The 20,308-nt window shown below is 52.3% G+C and carries 23 protein-coding genes; 15 read left to right on the forward strand and 8 right to left on the reverse strand.

The window, feature by feature from the left end; all coding sequences use genetic code 11:
- Positions 1 to 141 precede the first annotated feature (141 nt).
- Both BMY11_RS20770 and BMY11_RS20775 read right to left on the reverse strand, forming a co-directional pair.
- Positions 142 to 369, reverse strand: a complete 228-nt coding sequence (locus tag BMY11_RS20770) for a small acid-soluble spore protein H (protein WP_090580717.1) — start codon at positions 367 to 369, stop codon at positions 142 to 144.
- Positions 370 to 473: 104 nt separating this feature from the next.
- Positions 474 to 1,355 carry a LysR family transcriptional regulator gene (locus BMY11_RS20775; protein ID WP_090580720.1) on the reverse strand — a complete coding sequence of 294 codons (882 nt, stop codon included), beginning with the start codon at positions 1,353 to 1,355 and terminating at the stop codon, positions 474 to 476.
- A 125-nt stretch (positions 1,356 to 1,480) separates the two neighbouring features.
- Here BMY11_RS20775 and BMY11_RS20780 point away from each other — a divergent pair, with 125 nt between their 5' ends.
- Positions 1,481 to 2,431, forward strand: coding sequence for an NADP-dependent oxidoreductase (locus BMY11_RS20780; protein WP_090580723.1), 951 nt, complete (start codon positions 1,481 to 1,483; stop codon positions 2,429 to 2,431).
- An 86-nt stretch (positions 2,432 to 2,517) separates the two neighbouring features.
- On the opposite strand, the gene BMY11_RS20785 is transcribed toward BMY11_RS20780, so the two are convergent.
- On the reverse strand, positions 2,518 to 3,441 hold the full coding sequence (locus tag BMY11_RS20785; RefSeq protein ID WP_090580726.1) for a GH25 family lysozyme: 924 nt from the start codon (positions 3,439 to 3,441) through the stop codon (positions 2,518 to 2,520).
- Positions 3,442 to 3,535: 94 nt separating this feature from the next.
- A complete protein-coding gene (locus BMY11_RS20790; RefSeq protein WP_090580729.1) occupies positions 3,536 to 4,477 on the reverse strand; it encodes a GH25 family lysozyme in 942 nt (313 codons plus the stop codon).
- Positions 4,478 to 4,687: 210 nt separating this feature from the next.
- Here BMY11_RS20790 and BMY11_RS20795 point away from each other — a divergent pair, with 210 nt between their 5' ends.
- The 12 genes from BMY11_RS20795 to BMY11_RS20850 all read left to right on the forward strand — a co-directional run bounded on the left by BMY11_RS20795 (position 4,688) and on the right by BMY11_RS20850 (position 15,531).
- Positions 4,688 to 5,242 (forward strand): hypothetical protein, encoded by a 555-nt coding sequence (locus BMY11_RS20795; protein ID WP_090580732.1) that lies wholly within the window; start codon positions 4,688 to 4,690, stop codon positions 5,240 to 5,242.
- A gap of 29 nt (positions 5,243 to 5,271) precedes the next feature.
- On the forward strand, positions 5,272 to 6,195 hold the full coding sequence (locus BMY11_RS20800) for a 5'-nucleotidase (protein ID WP_090580734.1): 924 nt from the start codon (positions 5,272 to 5,274) through the stop codon (positions 6,193 to 6,195).
- Positions 6,196 to 6,217: 22 nt separating this feature from the next.
- Positions 6,218 to 7,072 (forward strand): aminoglycoside 6-adenylyltransferase, encoded by an 855-nt coding sequence (locus tag BMY11_RS20805; protein ID WP_177182744.1) that lies wholly within the window; start codon positions 6,218 to 6,220, stop codon positions 7,070 to 7,072.
- A 647-nt stretch (positions 7,073 to 7,719) separates the two neighbouring features.
- Positions 7,720 to 8,199 (forward strand): DinB family protein, encoded by a 480-nt coding sequence (locus tag BMY11_RS20810; RefSeq protein WP_090580739.1) that lies wholly within the window; start codon positions 7,720 to 7,722, stop codon positions 8,197 to 8,199.
- Positions 8,200 to 8,383: 184 nt separating this feature from the next.
- The gene (locus BMY11_RS20815; RefSeq protein WP_256217672.1) at positions 8,384 to 9,499 is read left to right on the forward strand and encodes an ABC transporter ATP-binding protein; all 1,116 of its coding nucleotides are present in this window, start codon (positions 8,384 to 8,386) and stop codon (positions 9,497 to 9,499) included.
- The gene (locus BMY11_RS20820) at positions 9,496 to 10,332 is read left to right on the forward strand and encodes an ABC transporter permease (protein WP_090580745.1); all 837 of its coding nucleotides are present in this window, start codon (positions 9,496 to 9,498) and stop codon (positions 10,330 to 10,332) included. Before BMY11_RS20815 ends, BMY11_RS20820 begins: the two co-directional genes overlap by 4 nt.
- A 9-nt stretch (positions 10,333 to 10,341) precedes the next feature.
- Positions 10,342 to 11,172 carry an ABC transporter permease gene (locus BMY11_RS20825; RefSeq protein WP_090580748.1) on the forward strand — a complete coding sequence of 277 codons (831 nt, stop codon included), beginning with the start codon at positions 10,342 to 10,344 and terminating at the stop codon, positions 11,170 to 11,172.
- A complete protein-coding gene (locus BMY11_RS20830) occupies positions 11,169 to 12,242 on the forward strand; it encodes an ABC transporter substrate-binding protein (protein WP_090580751.1) in 1,074 nt (357 codons plus the stop codon). Before BMY11_RS20825 ends, BMY11_RS20830 begins: the two co-directional genes overlap by 4 nt.
- 93 nt (positions 12,243 to 12,335) lie before the next feature.
- Positions 12,336 to 12,815 (forward strand): hypothetical protein, encoded by a 480-nt coding sequence (locus BMY11_RS20835; RefSeq protein WP_090580755.1) that lies wholly within the window; start codon positions 12,336 to 12,338, stop codon positions 12,813 to 12,815.
- Between the two features lie 143 nt (positions 12,816 to 12,958).
- A complete protein-coding gene (locus BMY11_RS20840) occupies positions 12,959 to 13,936 on the forward strand; it encodes an ABC transporter ATP-binding protein (protein WP_090580758.1) in 978 nt (325 codons plus the stop codon).
- Positions 13,933 to 14,739, forward strand: coding sequence for an ABC transporter permease (locus BMY11_RS20845; protein WP_371262904.1), 807 nt, complete (start codon positions 13,933 to 13,935; stop codon positions 14,737 to 14,739). Before BMY11_RS20840 ends, BMY11_RS20845 begins: the two co-directional genes overlap by 4 nt.
- 9 nt (positions 14,740 to 14,748) lie before the next feature.
- A complete protein-coding gene (locus BMY11_RS20850) occupies positions 14,749 to 15,531 on the forward strand; it encodes an ABC transporter permease (protein ID WP_090580761.1) in 783 nt (260 codons plus the stop codon).
- A gap of 786 nt (positions 15,532 to 16,317) precedes the next feature.
- On the opposite strand, the gene BMY11_RS20855 is transcribed toward BMY11_RS20850, so the two are convergent.
- Positions 16,318 to 17,127 carry a MerR family transcriptional regulator gene (locus tag BMY11_RS20855; protein WP_090580764.1) on the reverse strand — a complete coding sequence of 270 codons (810 nt, stop codon included), beginning with the start codon at positions 17,125 to 17,127 and terminating at the stop codon, positions 16,318 to 16,320.
- 65 nt (positions 17,128 to 17,192) lie between these two features.
- Positions 17,193 to 17,969: an MOSC domain-containing protein gene (locus tag BMY11_RS20860; protein WP_090580767.1), complete on the reverse strand. Its 777-nt coding sequence runs from the start codon at positions 17,967 to 17,969 to the stop codon at positions 17,193 to 17,195.
- Between the two features lie 146 nt (positions 17,970 to 18,115).
- On the opposite strand from BMY11_RS20860, the gene BMY11_RS20865 reads away from it, so the two are divergent.
- Together BMY11_RS20865 and BMY11_RS20870 are read left to right on the forward strand one after the other, a co-directional pair.
- The gene (locus BMY11_RS20865; protein ID WP_090580770.1) at positions 18,116 to 18,571 is read left to right on the forward strand and encodes a hypothetical protein; all 456 of its coding nucleotides are present in this window, start codon (positions 18,116 to 18,118) and stop codon (positions 18,569 to 18,571) included.
- 5 nt (positions 18,572 to 18,576) lie between these two features.
- Complete coding sequence (locus BMY11_RS20870; RefSeq protein ID WP_090580773.1) at positions 18,577 to 19,197, forward strand: TetR/AcrR family transcriptional regulator; 621 nt, start codon at positions 18,577 to 18,579, stop codon at positions 19,195 to 19,197.
- A gap of 65 nt (positions 19,198 to 19,262) precedes the next feature.
- On the opposite strand, the gene BMY11_RS20875 is transcribed toward BMY11_RS20870, so the two are convergent.
- Together BMY11_RS20875 and BMY11_RS20880 are read right to left on the reverse strand one after the other, a co-directional pair.
- On the reverse strand, positions 19,263 to 19,619 hold the full coding sequence (locus tag BMY11_RS20875) for a YmaF family protein (protein WP_090580776.1): 357 nt from the start codon (positions 19,617 to 19,619) through the stop codon (positions 19,263 to 19,265).
- A gap of 91 nt (positions 19,620 to 19,710) precedes the next feature.
- Complete coding sequence (locus tag BMY11_RS20880; protein ID WP_090580779.1) at positions 19,711 to 20,127, reverse strand: hypothetical protein; 417 nt, start codon at positions 20,125 to 20,127, stop codon at positions 19,711 to 19,713.
- Positions 20,128 to 20,308 lie beyond the last annotated feature (181 nt).

Consider the following 20,308-nt stretch of genomic DNA (forward strand, 5'->3'; position numbering starts at 1 on the left):
AAAAGCTAAACGGCCTCAGTCCAATGGAATTCCGGACGAAGGCCGCTTGATTGTTTTTAATTATTTGTACTGTCTACTTGACGGGGTGCTGTTCAGGGTGGAGGCAGCCTATAGTCGTGCTTTCTAAATACGCGACAAGGGCTAATCGCGCCTGTCACAAACCATATGGATGCCATCCGATTGGAACGGTGACGCTTCGGTCAAACTATTTAGCGAAATGGTAATCTCCTGATTGGGCTGATCGAGCGGGTAAATCCGAGCTGTCTCATTCTCAGCATCGACATGCTGAATATAGATGGGCTTGCCGTCATAGGTGACATCCACCATCGTGGCGGATTCGGCGATTTCTTGGGCGCGCTGTGCGTTCATTGTAAGTGAATTCCTCCTGCCTTTTGCTATATGCGATTCGTTATATTGCATTTTCGCGTACGTATTACATTGTTTGCGATAGCAGGCAGTGATATGCAGGGCAGTTAATTTTCGGTATCACTCGTAAAATAATGCTTAACATAATCGCGGAATGTGTGGGCAGCCTGCGATAAGTAACGCTTCTCCAGCCATGCCAGCTGGATCGTACGCTTGCTGCTCCCATCATGAATCGGCAGCAGCACAAGCGGCTTCGCATCCGACTTCTTGCATGCGGACAAGAAGGCGATGCCAAGGCCGCTACTAACGAAGCTGCGCATCGCGGCAGGATCGTCTACTTCACAGACAACTCGCGGTGTAAGTCCGCGGCGGCTGCAGAACTGGTCCATCATGGTGCGGATGCGCGAGCCTTCCTTCATGCTGACGAACGGCTCATCCCGGATCTCGTCAATCGTGACGTGCTCACGATCCGCAAGCCGGTGACCGGGAGGGACGGCGATGAAGATCTCCTCGTGCAGCAGCGAAATGCCGCTTATGCCGGGGCGGTCAATCGGCGGCGTCGTGTAGCAGAAGTCGATGTCGCCTGCTTCGATGAGCGGGATTATCTCTTCCGGAGACACCTGCGTGATGCGTAAATTCGTATCGGGATAGTCCACGAGATAGGCGCGGATCATCTCGGAGAACCGCGCCATCGTCGTCGTCGCGATATGAATCCGTCCACGTTCGGTGCCGTTCATATCCGCAATTTCACGGCGTCCTTCCTCAAGCGCATGGAGCGCAACCTCGACCTTGGCGAGGAACGCTTCTCCGAAACTATTCAGCCGGATTTGCCGGCCCTGCCGGTGGAAGAGCGGCACACCGAGATCCTGCTCTAACCTAGCGATGCTCTGGCTAAGTGCCGGCTGGGCGATGTGCAGCTCCTGCGCCGCCTTCGTCATATGTTCAAGCTTTGCCACCTTCTGAAAATATTTCAGCTGCAGCAGTTCCATCCCCTGACACCTCTCTATTCATAATGTTTATATTATAGATTGATTAGTAAATATGTATTATACATGATGGATTGAACAGCGTACACTTAGACAACAAGAGAAGGTGAAGAGGAGGCAGGGGCACAATGTCGACAATGATAAAAGCAATTCGTGTGCATCAATATGGCGGCTCGGAGGAGCTGAAGCTAGAAGAAATCCTATGCCCGCAGCCCGGCGCAGGGGAGGTGCTTGTCCGTGTCCATGCGGCAGCTGTTCTGCCGATTGAGTGGAAGGTGAGACAAGGGATGTTTAAACAATTCAGACCGTTAACTTTCCCGTATACGCCAGGCTCCTCACTTGCCGGCGTGATAGAAGCCGTCGGTCCTGGAGTAACGAAGCTAAAGGTAGGCGATGCCGTCTTCGGCCGAAGCGCGATTGGCGGAACCTATGCTGAATATACAGTCGCAGCTGAAGATTACCTGGCTGTGAAGCCGGATACGCTCAGCTTCGATGAAGCGGCTACCATCTCCGGAGGCGCACTTACGGCGTGGTCGGCATTATTCGACAGCGGCGAGCTGCAACCGGGGCAGCGCGTCCTCATTCATGGCGCAGCCGGGGGCGTAGGCTTGTTCGCCGTGCAGCTGGCGAAGTGGAGAGGGGCGGAAGTGATCGGGACATGCGGCACGGACAATGCCGCCTTCGTTTCTTCGCTCGGCGCGGATCATGTGGTGGACTATACGAAGGAGCGGTTCGAGGACGTCGCCGGACAAGGCTCGCAAGGCGTAGATTTGGTGCTTGATACGGTCGGCGGCGAGACGCAGAGCCGGTCATTCACTGTACTGAAGCCAGGCGGACGAATGATCTCGCTAGTCGGTCAGCCATCCCAAGAGAAGGCGGAAGAACAAGGCGTGAAGGCAATCTTCTCGAATAAGCTGCCAGCAGCCGAGGCGCTGGGCCAGATCGCAGGGCTGATCGACGAGGGGCATTTGAAGGCGGTTGTCGGCGCAGCTTTCCCGCTCGCCGAGGCGGCGCAGGCGCAGGATCGCAGCCAAACTGGCCACGGCCGCGGACGTATTGTGCTGCACATCGCAGACTAAGCGAACGAGAAACAAGAGTAACCCCCGTGAGCAGATGGCGGGGGTTACTCTTGCTTAATAACTCAATAACTCAATAACTCAATAACTCAATAGTAAATATAAACCTTCCTGTTCACGCTATCCCATTTTATCGTTGTCGCTCCAAGCATCTCGCCTGCGAGCCGTACACCAATATAGGTGCGGCTATCGATCAGCTTAAAGTTCGTGACTGGCTTGCCGTCGAAGTACGGCGTCGATGTCGAGGAATCCCACGACACAGGTATGCCGAGCGAGTCGCCAAGCTGGCGAAGCGGCGCAAACGTGCTGCCGTCAATGATTCGCCCGAACGCAGACAATTGATCGTTAACGACGACTTTGACGTCATCCTCCGGGCTTAGCGGCTGTGGCACATTCGGATTCGCGTATTTGTTCCAGAACGCTTGCTCCATCGCATTCATATCGACATCGCCGCCGATACCGCTCACCCGCTCGTTCTCGGAGAATTGGAACACCGACCATTCACTCCAAGTGTCGTTAGCGAGTGGAGTCGTAACGCCGTAATGGGCAATCCACAGCGGCCACTGACCGAGCGGCTGCGTCAAGTTATCTCTGGCAAAGTATGCCCCGGTGTACAGCATAGTAGGGTGATTCGTCAGCTGCTCCACTTCCTGAAGCCAATCTACGCACCACTGCGTCAGCTTGCTTACCGATACTTGCTCCGCATCTCCCTCTACATCAAGCACATGCGGGAAGTCCGTCTTCACTCCGCTCACAACGCTTGCAAAATGCGCCGCTTCCGACTTGGCATTATTCGACTCGGGATGCACGTAATGATAGAACCCGACTTTGATGCCTGCCGCCGTAGCTTCGTTCGCATTTGTCTTGAATTTATCGTCAACAAACGTAGTTCCTTCGCTAGCTTTAATGAAGACGCCCATTACTCCGTCCGCTTTAACCTTCTTCCAGTCAATTATGCCATTATGATGCGAGACGTCGATGACTTTCACATTGCTTGCACTCCTAGCTTGCATCACACTCAGCTCCTTTTCCGTAAGACGGATGTTGTACTAACCACTGTATGAACGAATGACGCTCGTTGCCCGTTTCTTCGCCCATATCGATCCGTCACTTATAGACATCCAATTGCCGCATATCCTTGTCCCATGTCACTTTGCCGCCGAGCGCTTCGACTGCCGCCCTTAAGCTGATGTACGTTTTTCCGCTGACCAGCTTGAAGTTCGTAATTGGCTTGCCGTCTACGTAAGGCGTTGCTGCCGCAGCATCCCACCTGACGGTTACTTGAAGCGCGTCGCCGAGCTGGCGGAGTGGCACATAGGCTTGACTGTCGATTATTCGCCCGAATGCTATCGTCTTACCATCCACCGCCACTTTAACCGTATCAAGCGGGTTTATGGGCTGGGGACCGACTGCTATGGGTGCTTCTACCGCTTTTACAGCGTATTTTTCAAAAAATGATTGCTCCATCGCATCGAGATCCACATTGCCATTAATTCCATTAATTCGTCCGCTCGACGTATATTGGAAGACTGCCCATGTGCTCCATATATGGTTGTCCATTGGTGTGAGGACGCCGTAATGAGCAATCCAGAGCGGCCAGCGGCCCAGATCTTTACCAAGATTGCTCCGTGCGAAGCTGGCTGAAGTGTAGATCATCACCGGATGGCTAGTTAACCGCTGCACCTCTGTAAACCATGTGATGCACCATTTGGTCAGTTCAGCGGATTTGATTTTGCTGGCATCGCCTTCTACATCGAGTACATGCGGAAACTGCGACTCATACTCTTTCACTACCTCGGCAAAATGCTTCGCTTCCGCAATCGCGTTATTTACCTCTGGATGTGCATAATGGTAGAACCCGATAGGGAGGCCGGCTGCACGCGCAGCGGTCGCATTGCGGCTGAAATTGGAATCGACGCCGAGCCGTCCATCCGTCGCCTTGATAAAAGCGCCCGCTATGCCGCTCGCACTAACCTTCACCCAATCAATCTCGTCTTGATGATGGGAGACGTCGATGATTTTGATATGGGCCGAACCTCTTGCTTGCATTGACGCACACGACTCCTCTCTTTACATTTTTAGTTCGTAATAGTTTATGAGAGTCGGGAGAGAGATGCATCCTGCAAGCGCCTAGCGGCCGACCGTAACGATTGGCAAACGGATTGATTATTCGGAAGGTGTTGTGCCTGGCGATCGCCTTGCCTTATGATGGGAAGAAGATAATGGAAACACCCAATATCTACTAACGGAGGTGGGGATATGGCTGTTTTAAGATCGAAGCGGCGGAGGAAGATTCTGCTGCTTGCTGTAGCTGTTCTGCTTATTGTTTATTATTTGTTCCATATATCTGGTTACTCGTTGAGTGCGAGAGGAGCGCTGCGCCATTCGTTCCCGCCATCAGACGGAGCGCCGCTTTATATAAAGAGCTTCGGAGACTACTCGGTTGGCATTACAGGGGAGGGAAAACAGCAGACCGCCAAGCTGATCTACAAAAAATGGGGCTTTCTCTATCAGGTGCGGTCGAGTGCAGCGTTATATAATCCTGGGGATAAAGAGCCGATGGGTATTACATGGCTTGCACACTTGGCGAATGAGCGTGAGTATAACGTGCTGCTAGCAGCCAAAGTGGAGAATCCGGCCATTCATATTGTACGGTTTAGCCACGAGGGAGATCTGGCGGACTCCTATATTGAGGTTAAAGTTGAGAACGGCTACGCGGTAACCTATCAGAGGCTGCCGATTGCGAAGGCTGGCAATTTTGTGTTTCGCGGGTTGAATGATGAGGGGAAAGTGCTTGCTGAAGTGAAAGCTTAACGAGATGTAGTGGAGGAGCAGCGAACCGTATGCCATATCCCATTGAAAATAAATTTGTCATCGCAGTCGCATCCAGCGCGCTGTTCGATCTGACGGAGTCCGACCTTGTGTTTCAGAAAAAAGGGGAGGACGAGTATCGGAGCTTTCAGCGAGCGAACGAGACCAATATTTTGCGGCCAGGCGTTGCATTCCCGCTGATCAAGCGTTTGCTGCGGGTTAACGGCGACTCTCGCGATCAACCGGTCGAGGTCGTTCTGCTGTCCCGTAACGACCCGGATACGGGCCTCCGTGTGTTCAAGTCAATTGAGCATTACAAGCTGCCGATTAGCCGTGCAGTGTTTGTGGCTGGCAGTAACCCTTTTCAATATTTAGAGGCGTTTAACGCCTCGCTGTTTCTGTCTGGCAATGCGGATGATGTGAAGGAAGCGGTCCAGCATGGCTATCCGGCCGGCTGCATCTATCCGACCGATTATATCGATGATGATGAGGACGAGGAGCTGCGGATTGCATTCGACTTCGACGGTATTATTGCCGATGACTCGGCGGAGTCGGTGTTTCAGCGGGATGGCTTTCTACCTGCTTTTCACGATCATGAGCGTCGTAAAGCGGGGGAGCCGCTGCCAGGCGGACCGCTCATCCGGTTCTTCACCGAAATCGCCAAGCTGCAGAAACGGCTTAGCGAGGAGAGTGACTCGGCGAAGAAGCCAGGCATTCGCGTTGCGATTGCGACTGCACGAAATGCGCCTGCTCATGAGCGAGTCATAACGACGCTGCGGCAGCATGACATCCGCATCGATGAAGCGTTCTTCCTCGGCGGGATTGATAAGAGCAGGGTGCTGAATATTTTTAAGCCGCATATCTTTTTCGACGATCAGGTGGGACATATTGAGGGCATTGCGCGGAGCTTCCCTTCGGTGCATGTGCCGTTCGGCATTACGAATGCGAAGCAATGATGATAAGGAGCGGGATGGTAAGATGCGAGGACAAGAAGAACTATTGCGTCAGCTGCTTGCGTGGACAGAGCGGCACAGCTTAATCCGGGCGGTCATTATGACCAGCTCTCGCGTCAATCCGAATGCGCCGGTCGATGAGCTATCGGATTACGATATCGAGCTTGTCGTGACGGACACGACGCCGTTCCGTGAGAGCGACGCATGGATTACGCAGTTCGGTACTGTGATGACCGAATACCGCGAGAATCATGAGCAGTCCATTACGCGGCTCGTTCTGTTCGATGACGGGGTACGGATTGATTTTCAAGTTTATGTGGTGAAGAAGCTGGAAGAGAAGCTCGAGCTGCCGCTGCTGCCTGAGGAGCTGGATATCGGCTACAGCGTGCTGATGGATAAGGATGGCTTGACGAAGGGGCTGAAGCCGCCGCGGCATACCGGCTATCTGATCGAGAAGCCGACCCGCGAGGCATATAACATGGCGGTGAAGGAGTTCTGGTGGGACATTACCTATGTGGCGAAGAGCTTATGGCGGGATGAGCTGCATCTTGCCAAGTATATGTTCGAGAGTATAATTCGCTTCAATTACTTCATGCCTGTGATCGAATGGCATATCGGAGAGCGCCACGACTGGGCCGTCAACCCCGGCAAACAAGGCCGATGGTTCAAGCGCTACTTGGACGAGGAAACGTGGGCAGAGCTCGAACAGACGTATGCAGGTGCGAGCCTGGAGGACAACTGGCGCGCGCTGTTCGCGATGACAGCCTTGTTCGGTAGACTCGCCTCGGACGTTGCGACGAAGCTCGGCTACGACTATCCGCATGCGCTGGATGAGCGCGTGACCGCGTATATGGAGCGCGTTCAGCGGTTGGAGCGCTGAAGGGAAGAGCGGCGGCGGGGTGGGGAGAACGGAGAACGGAGAGCTGAGTGCTGAGAGTTGGGAGCGGAAAATTCTCATCGCCAAATCGGGAGAACTACCCCGCCTTCGGAATCCGAGGGAGCAGTCAGCATTGAAATCAGGAGAACCCTGTCGCCTTCAAATGCCGATTTCGATTGTATCTGAGAGTGCTGAATCTGCACGCTCAGAGCATCAATCGGCTGATTATAGTACTGAGAGTACTAATTACGCACTCTCAGCTTCGCCAAGCTGCCGCAATCGGCAGTTTCCGTATCTGAGAGTGCTGAATCTGTACTCTCGAAGCCTCAATCGGCCGATTTTCGCGCTGAGAGCTCATATTACGCACTCTCAACATCCAATCTGTATATAGTTAGCGCAAGAAGCTGGTCTAGTGGACTACATCGACGGAAACTCGGCAGAATGAGCGTAAGAAGCTGGTCTAGTGGACTACATTGGCGGAAACCCCGCAGAATGTGAGAAACAAGCTGGTCTAGTGGACTACATCGACGGAAATTCGGCGAAATGAGCGCAACAAGCTGGTCTAGTGGACTACATTGGCGGAAACCCCGCAGAATGTGAGAAACAAGCTGTTCTAGTGGACTACTTTACCAAGAGGAGTGGGGTCGACGATGGGGCATTATCTATTCACGCAGCTGAAGTTTGTGAGGAGTCAGACGCTGAAGCTGATGGACGGCGTGACGGAAGAGATGGCGGACAGCGTACCGGAGGGCTTCCGCAATACGATTCGCTGGAACCTCGGGCATGTGTACGTCGTGCTGGAAAGGTATATTTTCCAATACCTGAACTTGCCGCAGCAGCTGCCTGCGGGATTTAAAGAGCTGTTCGAGTTCAAGACTACGCCTCTGAACTGGCCAAGTGATGCGAATATCCCGACGCTCGCGGAGCTGGAGCAGCTGCTTGCTGGTCAGCTGGAGCGGGTCGAAGCGGCGATTGCGCATCGTCTTCACGAGACGCTGCAGCAGCCTTACACCACATCGACGGGACTCACGATTGAATCTCCAGAGCAATTTTGCAGCATGAATCTCTTCCATGAGGGGATGCACCTGAGCGTCATTAAGCTGTACAAATCACTGCTAGCGCGCAACTAGCGGAATCCAAGCAACTACGACTGTCCGGGATTACCAGCCCGGATGGTTTTTTTTATGTAAACAGATCCGTACACGCTCAAAAAATACTTCATGTACTAGCCATGTTTGGTTATACTATCCAAAGGAATATACGAATAAAAATCGACATTTTTCATCTCTATCCGAAAGGGGTGTGCTAGGGCGCATGAGTCTAAACACCAATATGAACGCCAACAAGGCAGAGGCGATCATTCGCTTTGACGGCGTGACCAAGCAGTACGAGAGCGATCCCGCGGTACTGAAGCACGTCAGCTTCGAAATTGAGCGAGGTAAATTTTATACGCTGCTTGGTCCGTCAGGCTGCGGCAAAACGACGATTCTGCGTCTCATTGCCGGGTTCACGGCTCCGTCGAAGGGTAGCATTTATTTTAACGGGCAAATCATTAACCATATTCCGGCGAACAAGCGCCAAGTGAATACGGTGTTCCAGGATTACGCGCTGTTCCCGCATCTCAACGTGTTCGAGAACGTGGCATTCGGCCTGCGCATTAAAAAGCTGAAGCAGTCTGAGATAAAAGACAAGGTGCAGGAGGCGCTTCGTTTCGTTAATCTTAGCGGCTACGAGAACCGTGAGATTACTGAGATGTCGGGCGGCCAGCGGCAGCGGGTTGCGATTGCGCGGGCGATTGTGAATCGGCCGGAAATTATTTTGCTGGACGAGCCGCTCTCTGCGCTCGATCTGAAGCTTCGCACCGAAATGCAAGTGGAGCTGCGCGAGCTGCAGCGGCGCCTTGGCATTACGTTTATTTTCGTTACGCATGACCAAGAAGAGGCGCTCGCGATGTCAGATGAAATCTTCGTTCTAAGCGAAGGCCGCATTCAACAAAGTGGAACGCCAATGGACATCTATGATGAGCCGATCAACCGGTTCGTAGCTGATTTTATCGGGGAATCGAACATCGTAGACGGACGGATGAAGGCGGACTACGTCGTCGAATTCGCAGGCAAAACCTTCGAGTGTGTGGACAAAGGCTTGCAGCCAAACGAGCCGATCGACATCGTCATTCGCCCGGAGGATCTGGAGATTACGCGGCCGGAGGACGGCAAGCTGAAGGTGCGCGTGGAGGCGCAGCTGTTCCGAGGGGTTCACTTCGAGATTCAATGCGCTGATGAAGCCGGCAACAAATGGCTTGTCCACTCGACACGCAAAACGGAGGTTGGCGTGTCGATCGGGCTGACCTTTGACCCCGAGGCGATTCACGTTATGCGGTTTAACGAAACGGAAGAAGAATTCGACAGAAGGCTGGAGTCGTACTCATGAGGACGGCCGATACATACTCTTCCCAAGCTGCCGCTCCGCGCGCTCGAAATTTGTATCTGATTCCCTATATGCTATGGATGCTGCTATTCGTAGCGGCACCGATCATCCTCATCATCTATGACTCGCTGTTCGATGTGGATGGTAAGTTCACATTCGCCAACTACGGGCATTTCTTCACGCCGGTCTATATGAAGATGACGTTCAGCTCGTTCTGGTACGCCTTCCTCATTACGGCGTTCTCGCTATTGGTTAGTTACCCAGCGGCGTATTTGCTGACAAGGACGAAGCATAAGCAGCTCTGGCTGCTGCTTATCATCCTGCCAAGCTGGATCAACCTGCTACTGAAAACCTACGCGTTTATCGGATTATTCGGCACGTATGGGGCGGCGAATGCTATTCTCGAGACGATTGGGATCGGCAAGCAGCAGATATTATTTACGGATTTCAGCTTTATTTTCGTATCGGTCTATATCTTCATTCCGTTTATGATTCTACCGATCTTTAACGCGATTGAAGAGCTAAACCCGTCGCTCATCGACGCTGCGCGTGATCTTGGCGCTTCGCCATGGACGACGTTCCGCCGCGTCATCTTCCCGCTTACGATTAGTGGCGTGAAATCCGGCTGCCAAGCGGTATTTATACCAGCGCTCTCGCTGTTTATGATTACACGGCTTATTGCGGGCAACCGGGTGATTACGCTCGGCACGGCGATTGAGCAGCATTTTCTTGTCACGCAGGATTGGGGTATGGGCGCGACAATTGCGGTGTTCCTCATTATTGCGATGGCGATCATTATGATACTGACCGGCAATCGCACGAGAGGAAGGAGGTAACGGCAGCCTATGAAACGTTCACTCAAATGGTCCAATATGTATCTCTGGGTCGTATTTATTATTCTGTACGCGCCAATTCTTTACTTGTCGTATTACTCGTTCAACAGCGGCGGCAGCATGCATGGCTTTGAAGGCTTTACGCTGGAGTGGTATAAGGAAGTGTTCGCGGATACGCGGCTGCTCATTATCCTGCTGAACACGCTCGTCATTGCGCTGTTCGCGTCGGTTATCTCGACCATTCTCGGCGTCATTGGCGCCATCGCGATTCATCACGTCCGCAAGCGGTCGAATCAGAACACGCTGCTGTCGCTCAACAACGTGCTGATCGTCAGCCCAGACGTCATCATCGGGGCATCATTCCTTATTCTGTTTACGATGATTGGCATCAAGCTGGGCTTCGCTTCGGTGCTGATCTCTCATATCGCGTTCAGTGTTCCGATCGTCGTCATTATGGTGCTCCCGAGGCTGGAGGAAATGAGCCCGACGCTGCTGGATGCGGCGCGCGATCTTGGTGCGACGGAATGGGATGTACTGACTAAGGTTATGCTTCCCTTCATCAAATCAGGCATTTTTGCAGGATTCTTCATGGCGTTAACCTACTCGCTGGACGACTTCGCCGTTACGTTCTTCGTGACGGGTAACGGTTTCACGACATTATCCGTTGAGATCTACTCTAGAGCACGACAAGGTGTATCATTGTCTATTAACGCGCTATCGACTCTCATCTTTGTCTTCACGATGCTGCTCGTTGTCGGTTACTACTTCATTAACCGGCGCAGCCGGGGACAAGTATCTGGACGGCGTGGCAGCGGCAAGGAATGGGGGCTAGTGAACAAATGAACCAGCTGATGCGAATGATGGTTCTCGTCGTTCTGCTTGCTTTTGCCCTGATGTATGGTGCCTCTGCGCTTAATTCGTCACAAGGCTACTCCGGTGCCAATACGCTGACCATCTATAACTGGGGCGATTATATCGATCCTGAGCTGATCACTGAATTTGAGAAGGAGAGCGGCCTCAAGGTCATCTACTCAACCTTCGATTCCAACGAAGCGATGATGACGAAGATCGAGCAAGGGGGCACAACCTACGACATAAGCGTTCCTTCCGAATATGCGATTAGCAAAATGAAAGAGGAAAATCTGCTGCTGCCAATCGACAAATCGAAGCTGCCGAATCTCAAATATATCGATCCGCGCTACATGAATTTGTCCTTTGATCCAAATAATGAGTACTCGATCCCGTATTTCTGGGGCACGGTCGGTATCGTTTACAATCCGGAGCTTGTTAAAGGAATCGACTTCAAGAGCTGGAACGATCTTTGGAACACTAGCTTGCACAATCAAATTCTTCTCGTGGACGGCGCGCGCGAAGTCATCGGCTTCGGGCTGAACAGCCTCCATTATTCGCTTAACGATACGAACGAAGAGCACTTGCAGCAGGCGAAAAACAAGCTCAAGGAGCTGACGCCGAACGTCAAAGCGATCGTCGGTGACGAGATCAAGCTGCTGCTTGCGAACGAAGAGGCCGCGGTTGGTGTCGTCTGGTCGGGCGATGCTGCGGAGATTATCGACGAGAACGACAAGCTGACCTATGTGGTGCCGGAGGAAGGCTCGAACCTGTGGTTCGATAATATCGTCATTCCGAAGACGGCGAAGAACGTGGAAGGTGCGCACAAGTTCATCAACTTCATGCTTGATCCCGAGCATGCAGCGCAAAACGCCGAATATGTCGGCTACGCGACGCCGAACAAGAGGGCGCTCGAGCTGCTCCCGGAAGACATTTCGAGTGACGAGCGGTTCTACCCGAGCCCGGAAGTGACAGCCAAGCTAGAGGTTTACCGCAACTTGGGCAAGAGGATGCTCTCCCACTATAACGACTTGTTCCTGGAGTTCAAAATGCACCGCAAATAATATTGATGTCGGCAGGTGTACAAACCCTCTGCAGCCAAGGTCCATATACTAGTTAGCAAGTAGAGTAGAGGATTGAAAGGTGGGGTTGCAGCGATGAGTGTGCTGGTGTTCGACATGAAGGTAAGTGTGCCAAGCTCCGGACAAGGCCCAGGTGTGCCGATTCCCGTTGGTTTTATATCGACGACGCCTACGGATGATAAGTACACGATTGCGGATGGCTTCTTTCAAGCGGATGTTGGCTTATATGCTGAATTCTTTCCTCTGAATAATCGGATCGTTCTGACGGCGATGCTTGGCGTGCTCGGAACGGGCGGGAACGGGGAGATTATCGTGAAGCTGTTCAAATCGCTCGATTCAACGTCTATTGGCGTGGAGATTGCTGATACGCGAATCGGCTTTGAGTCGGGGCTTGAGCGGTATTATACGATTGAGCTTCAGACGGCGGATTTCAATACGGACAGCTCGTTTAACGTCTACAATTTGACTGCTGAGCTGGAGCCGATTGAAGAAACAAGCGCCTCTGTCATCGGTCCAATCTCACTCGTTGGCGTGTTCTATGGGCCAGTTTTATAGCTTTTGCAGAAGTCCGTTCGAAAAGGTCTGTTCATGATTTCAATGAACGGGCTTTTTTTTGTGATTGACAGCTTCAGGTAAGGGATGCTATTATCTTCTCCCTGTCATTTACTAAAATTATGTAAATATGGAGGTACAGGAAATTGATAACCGTTGAAGGTATCAGCAAAACCTTCCTGGTCGCGAAGCGCGAGCCAGGTATTAAGCATGCGATCAAATCGTTGTTCCATCGTGAGTACACCGCTGTGGAGGCGCTCAAGGACGTATCGTTCTCGATTGCACCGGGCGAAATTGTCGGCTACATCGGTCCGAATGGCGCTGGAAAATCGACCACGATCAAAGTGATGAGCGGTATCCTCGTCCCGGATCGCGGAACCTGCAAGATCAAGGGATATACCCCTTGGCTCGATCGCGTCCAGTACGTGAAGCATATCGGTGTCGTCTTCGGGCAGCGCTCACAGCTATGGTGGGACGTTCCCGTGGTTGAATCCTTCGAGCTGCTGCGCGACATCTACAACGTTCCGCAGGAGGAATACAAGAAGACGTTGACTTTGCTCGTCGAAACGCTTGACCTCAGCAATATCATGTACACGCCGGTTCGGCAGCTTAGTCTAGGACAGCGGATGCGCTGTGAAATCGCTGCCTCACTGCTGCACAGTCCGAGTATTCTGTTCCTCGATGAACCGACGATTGGACTCGATGCTGTATCGAAGATTGCGGTGCGCCATTTTATTAAGGAGATCAACAAAGAGAGAGGCGTCACAGTCATTCTGACCACGCATGACATGAATGACATTGAGGCGCTGGCAGATCGGATTCTTCTCATTGGCAAAGGCAAGCTTCTCTACGATGGCAGTGTTGCTGGGCTGAGAGGCCGGTTCGGTACACGAAGGACGATAACGGCGGATTACCACGAGAACGCGAAGCCGATTGAAATTCCAGGCGCATCGCTGCTGTCCTGGACGCCGGAGCGGGCGATCATCAGTGTCGATACCGAGCAGGTTATGATCTCCGAAGCGATCACGAGCCTCTCTTCGCAGGTCGAGCTGCTGGATGTGACCATTGATACGCAGCCAATCGAGGACATCATCGTGCAAATGTATAAGGAGTACGAGATATGATGAAGGCGTATCTGTCCGTATTCAGGCTGCGCATCAGCATAGGGCTGCAGTATCGTGCGGCGGCGCTGGCCGGCATAGCGACACAGTTTTTCTTCGGCTTTATGTTTATTATGATTTTTCAGGCGTTCTATGCGCATTCCGTTTCAACTCCCCCGATGACACTTTCTGCAGTGATCACCTACACCTGGCTCAAGCAAGCTTTTCTCGTATTTATCATGCTGTGGCTCAGGGATAATGAATTGTTTGGACTCATCACAAGCGGCAACATCGCCTACGAATTGTGCAGGCCGAGCGAGATTTACGGACTCTGGTACGCTAAGCTTCTTGCGACCCGACTATCGAGTGCTCTGCTTCGCTGCTTCCCATTACTCCTAGTTACCTTATTTCTGCCGAGACCGTATCGGCTCGAATTGCCTCCCGACCTGCTCACCCTTGTGCTCTTCGTTGTCGTGCTGCTTGTCGGGCTGCTCTTGGTCGTTGCGATCTCTATGCTGATCTACATATCCGTCTTCGTCACGATGTCGCCGGGCGGATCACTCATGCTATTCAGTATCTTCGGGGAATTTCTCGCAGGGCTCATCATTCCTGTGCCGCTGATGCCGGGCTGGATGCAAAATATCGTTTATATGCTTCCGTTCCACTGGACAGCTGATTTTCCATTCCGGGTATTCACGGGCGAGCTGTCTAAGACTGAGACGTTGTCGGGGCTGGCGGCACAAGCGGCTTGGCTGGTTGGATTGATTGCACTCGGCAAAATATTAATGAACAAAGCGCTGCGGGGTGTCGTTGTGCAGGGAGGGTGAGGTTCGAGGATGAAGCTATATTTTAAATACATGCTGCTGCTGCTGCGCTCTGAGATGCAGTACCGCGGCTCCTTTCTGCTGCTTACGCTCGGTCAGTGCTTAACGCCGTTTACAGCGTTTGCGAGCGTGTACTTTATGTTCGAACGGTTCGGGGATTTGAAGGGCTGGAGCTTCTACGAGGTGGTGTTATGTTTTGCGGTGACGCAGATGGCGTTCTCGTTCACCGAATGTTTTGCGAGGGGGTTCGATGTATTCTCGAGCCTCGTCGTGAGCGGCAACTTCGACCGGCTGCTCGTACGCCCGCGCAGCACAGCCTTGCAGGTATTCGGCTCCAAGTTCGAGTTCGCCCGTATCGGGCGGCTCCTGCTGAGCGCCGGTGTATTGGTATGGGCGACTAACCATATTGAGGCAAGCTGGACCCCACTGAAGATAGTGGCGCTCGTGCTCATGGTGGGGAGCGGAGTTGTGATCTTCACGGGCATCTTCATTCTCGCGGCGTCGATTAGCTTCTGGACCGTGCAGGGGCTCGAAGTAGCGAACATCTTCACCGACGGCGGACGGGAGATGACTCAGTATCCTCTGAACATTTATCATCGCTGGGTGAAGCGGTTCTTCACCTTCATCATCCCATTCGGATGCGTCAACTACTTGCCGCTGCTGTACATCCTCGGCCGTGACGGCGCAGATAACCCGCTGTACGCCTTGCTGCCGCTGCTCGGCTTCGTATTCCTCGCGCCATGCCTGCTCGTCTGGCGCATCGGAGTGCGGCATTACCGCTCAACCGGGTCATAATTGGGCGGGGAGGCTCTCTCACCGTAGCAACCGACCAAAATAACCAACCATTGCAGCTGAGAGAACGCATATGTTCTCTCAGCATCCAAGATGATCCGAAAGTTAGGTGAGAGAACCTATATGTGCTCTCACTGCCGAAATCCATCGCACTAACCAACATTCTGCAGCTGAGAGAACGCATACGTTCTCTCAGCATCCAAAACGTGCGGAAAGTTGGCTGAGAGAACCTATATGTGCTCTCACCGCCGAAATCCATCAAACTAACTAACAATCTGCAGCTGAGAGAACGCATATGTTCTCTCATTATCCCAAATGCGCCGAAAGTTAGGTGAGAGAACCTATATGTGCTCTCACCGCCGAAATTCATCAAGCTAACCAACAATCTGCAACTGAGAGAACGCTATGTTCTCTCAGCATCCAAAACATGCGGATAGTTGGCTGAGAGAACCTATATGTGCTCTTGTGTGGGCATAAGTGGAAGGATACCAACAAGTAGTTGGACTGAGAGAGGTGCCCCCTACTCACAACGGGGCGAAAGAGCAAATTTAATAGAGGGGGCTGCGCTCGGTGAGCACAGCTAGTGGTAATATGACAGCCTTGCGAGCCGAGAGTCGTGAAATCCGACTCTCAGGAGTGAAGAGGCGAGTGTGAGACCTCTGAGAGACGGAAAAACCGACTCTCAACAAGCAAAGTCGAGCGAATCGACTAGATTGGTGAGCTGAGAGTCGGGAAACCTAACTCTCAGCCAACAATCTCGGTTCACCAAACATCGCCCACCGCACTATGCTAGCGGCGATCTCTATACATGATCATGCTCGCCTCGCGGATGAACGACTGCTCCTCCGTGCTCATGGCGTACATCGCGGGCTGCTGCGCCGCGGGCAGCGCATTGAGTGCGGTCCATGCTCGCTTCATGCCCGCGGTGATTTCGGGATCGCCCTGCGAACGCCGGGCGTTCAGCTCCATCAGCTGCCGCGCGAGGCTTTGCGCCTCCGGGCTGCCCGGGTCGACGCCTGCTTCGCAGAGGCGCTTAAGCTCCTCTCGAAACTGCCGATACAAGCGGCCAGTTTCCTCGACGAAGGGCTGCTTCACCAGCGTCTGCAGTGCTTGCGGCGAGTAAGACTCAGTGGCAATTTGCCGCATGGTTTGCCGCTCATCTGGGGTCAAGTAAGCTGCTACCCAGCTCGGTTTCAGTTCCATATGCATCACCTCAATTAGATTCGTGAGCGCATCCGCCAGAGCTGGTCCGTCATTCGACGGGACCAGCTTTTCTGCTTTCTCAATTGCATGCAGAACTGCGTCTAGATGGGCACGCCGCTCAAGCAGCATCTGCTTCTGCACAACCAGAGCGGCGCCGAATTGTTGCGGCTCCATCTGGCGGAGCGACTTCAGTTCAGCCAACGAAAAGCCTAGAAACTTAAGCGCCAAAATATGCTGCAATTTGGCCAAATCGGCTTCACGATACAGCCGGTGTCCCGAAGCGGTGCGCGATGATGGAGACAGCACGCCAGACTTGTCGTAGAACTGCAGCGTTCGGACGGACACGCCGGCTTTCTTCGCAAAAGCACTCGAGCGATACAACTGCTCTCCGTTCATCGCCACACCTCCTTTCTACTTGAGACAAGCTTAACTTATGACGCAGCGTCATAAGCAAGAGGCAGCTACTCCGCCCAATAAACCCCATCCCCAACCTTCACATGCCCCGGCTTCACGACCGATGCATACATGCCGAAACTCAAATTCAGTTCCTCATTCACTTTGCGCAGCAGTGATGGATCGCGTTCGAGCGTCTCGGGATCAATGGTAATCATCGAACAGCGCTCGCAATATTCATCGACGTGCAGCTCAGCTGTGCCAACGGTTAGCCGCTTGCCGAGCCAGCTGTCTTCGTCGCCGTCTTCATCACTAAGCGTAACGAGTAGGTTTGCACGGAATCGAAGCGGATCGAGCGGTTTGCCCCACAAGGCTTCCAGCTTCCGCACCGACTTATAGGTTACGATGAGTATGCTTGATGCATCAACGGCGAGCAGCTCCGGGGAGGAAGGTTTATGTTCGAGCAGGGAGAGTTCTGGCTGAGCGAACTGCTGGATCTCCTGCAGCAATTCCTCATTCCATTGCAGCTGCCTCCCATCGGGAGCAGTAACCGCTACAGGCGGAAACTTGTCCGCCGCCTCTGCACTTGCCTCTGCCTTTGCACTTACCGCCGCCTCATCCTCCGCAACGCCGCCTAGAGAAGCTTGATAACCTAACAGCATGGAAGCATTCCGTGCCGTAAAATACCGATTCCAGCCTTCCTTCGTCTCATCAATAAACGCATGGGAGCGGTCGCCGTACAAGCCGTAGCTTTCAATGCGGCTGCTCTGAAGCACTTCTCCTGCCATGGATTTTACCGGATAACGGCGAATCGTGGTGATAGTGCCAATCGTAGATACAGACATCCATAAGCCTCTTTTCGTCAAAATAAAATCAGATGGCTCTATTATACGCATTTATCCTCCTTGACTGCCAAATTTCTCCGTGCTAAAATCTGATCGAGTAATCAGAAATTTATTTGATCAACCAAATCGCCCAAGGAGGACTCCGAATGAACGACACCAAGCTGAACGAACAAACACCGAAGTGGCTGCTCTCACTCGCGCCTTTTCTAAGCGCTCTTCTCGGAGCAGGCGCACTATGGTACACATGGACGAAATATCATGAGATTGTCGACCCGCCAAGCTTCGAGTGGTATGGCTGGATACGTCCCGCACTCATTACGCTGGTCGGCATGTTCTTTCTACTCTCGACGCTATTGTTCATTGCTGGCAAGGCTGGAGCTGGTTGGTCGCTATTTGTGGGTAGTATCTCGGCCATTCCGCTCATCCTATTCGTTAATCTCATCGTCCTGCTCGTACGTGTTGTAATCGGCTTGTTCCAGGGAGAAGCAAGCGATCTATTCTCCAAACTATTCGCTACGCCTTTCAACAAGGCACTCCTTGTCGTCGCCATTATCTTCGCAGTAAGAACCGCACTTCATCAATTTAAGAAATATTCGAGGTAGCGTAAATGAAGGAAACGAGCAAAGAGAGCAAGCAATCGTTCATCGCGGAAGCGCGGCGGGAACAAATCGTCGAGGCTGCGATCAAGACGCTAGACGAGATTGGCTACGTAAGCGCAAGTCTGTCGCAAATTGCGAAGCGGGCGGGTATTAGCACAGCGCTCATTTCGTACCATTTTGCCGACAAGAACGATCTGATGAACGACTTGATTATGAGGCTGCTTGAGCAGTCGTCTTCCTATATTCTGGAGCGGGTCAGCAGAGCGGACACGGCGCGGGAGAAGCTGAGGCTGTTCATTGAAGCGAGTCTGGCTTACCAGGGAACGCATCCGGCGAGGAACGCTGCGCTGCTCGAGATCATTTTCAACGGGCGCACACCGGACAATATTCCGTATTACAAAATAGGCGATGATGACGAAGAAGATCTTGTCGTTACAGAGCTGAAGCGGATACTAGGCGAAGGCCAGCAGAACGGGGAGTTCGGCGCATTCCATGTTGATGTCATGGCGAGCGTCATCCAAGGTGCCATCGGCGAGTACATGTCGTACACGGGAATCACGAAGCGGGTCGACTTGGAAACCTACGCGAACGAACTAGTTGAGATTGTTAGCAAAGCGGTGCGAGAATAAACAGCACGCACGACATAATAAAAGGTACAGCGTCTCTAATGAGAGAAGCCGTACCTTTTTTTGTGTTATGTGAGTGGCGAATCGATTAACGTGGCGAAATTGAACTGATGCTTATGGCCGTCGACCCGCGTCGTCCTGCCAGATACGAAATGCACATGCTTGCCGTTGCCAACCGGGATCGCTGGACCTGTCGTGATTTTCTTCAGCTGATGGAAATGATCGAAGAAGTCCGTATTCGATATATCAATTTCATGCACATGACTGTTGCCGACTCGAATCGCTTGGCCGGTAACACCTGCAAAACGGTGATTATGGCGTTCATTGCCTTCTTCCGCTAGCTTTGTGCTGCCCTCGAATTCATGGTCATGCCTTTGCCGGCGGCAGAGCGTAGTAGGCTTGAAGGTACGCCGTTTCCTTTGCATGCAATTTTTCCTCCTTTTGGAAGGTAAGGTTAACTTCACCACATGCTATTAAATCGTACGCAGTGTTGTGCTAGGCGAATGGTGGGATGGCTTAACGATCATCTTCGGAGAGTGGGCGTTTCCTTCGCATGAAGATGAGATCGAAGAAGCTAAGACCGAGCGCGATCCCAATAGGCCTAAGCAGAAGCCGGCTAAGATTGACGCTAGAAGGGTGAGAAAAGTACGTGAATATAAGATTGATAATGACGAATGAGCTATATGTAACGAGGAAAGTGAGCAATCTGCGACGCAGATCTGGCCATGGGAGCTTGACGGCTCTCATGATAACGACGACAACGGAATAGAGCAGGGATAGCAGCAGCACAGCAAAATAGCTAACCGCATAGATGATCGCCCAGCGGCTGCCGACATCCAAGTACACAAGGACGAGCAGCAAAATAAGCCCAGCCAGCAGCAGAAGGAAGTAAATAGTTAGGAGTGAAATTCGGGATCGCCGGATTCGGTTCATTGGTTTATCGCCCGTTTCTATCGCTATTTCTAATTAGTCTCTCCAATAAAAGCGTTGAAAAGTAGGGCGGTCTGTAGTTTAATAAAAGTATAAGTATCTATTATATTTATTAATTAATATTTATATTAATCCAATTCCCATTGCATATTCCAATTCCGCCATCTAAAAAGGAGCTGCAAAA

The sequence above is a fragment of the Paenibacillus sp. OV219 genome (genome assembly GCF_900110075.1).
GTDB lineage: Bacteria > Bacillota > Bacilli > Paenibacillales > Paenibacillaceae > Paenibacillus_Z.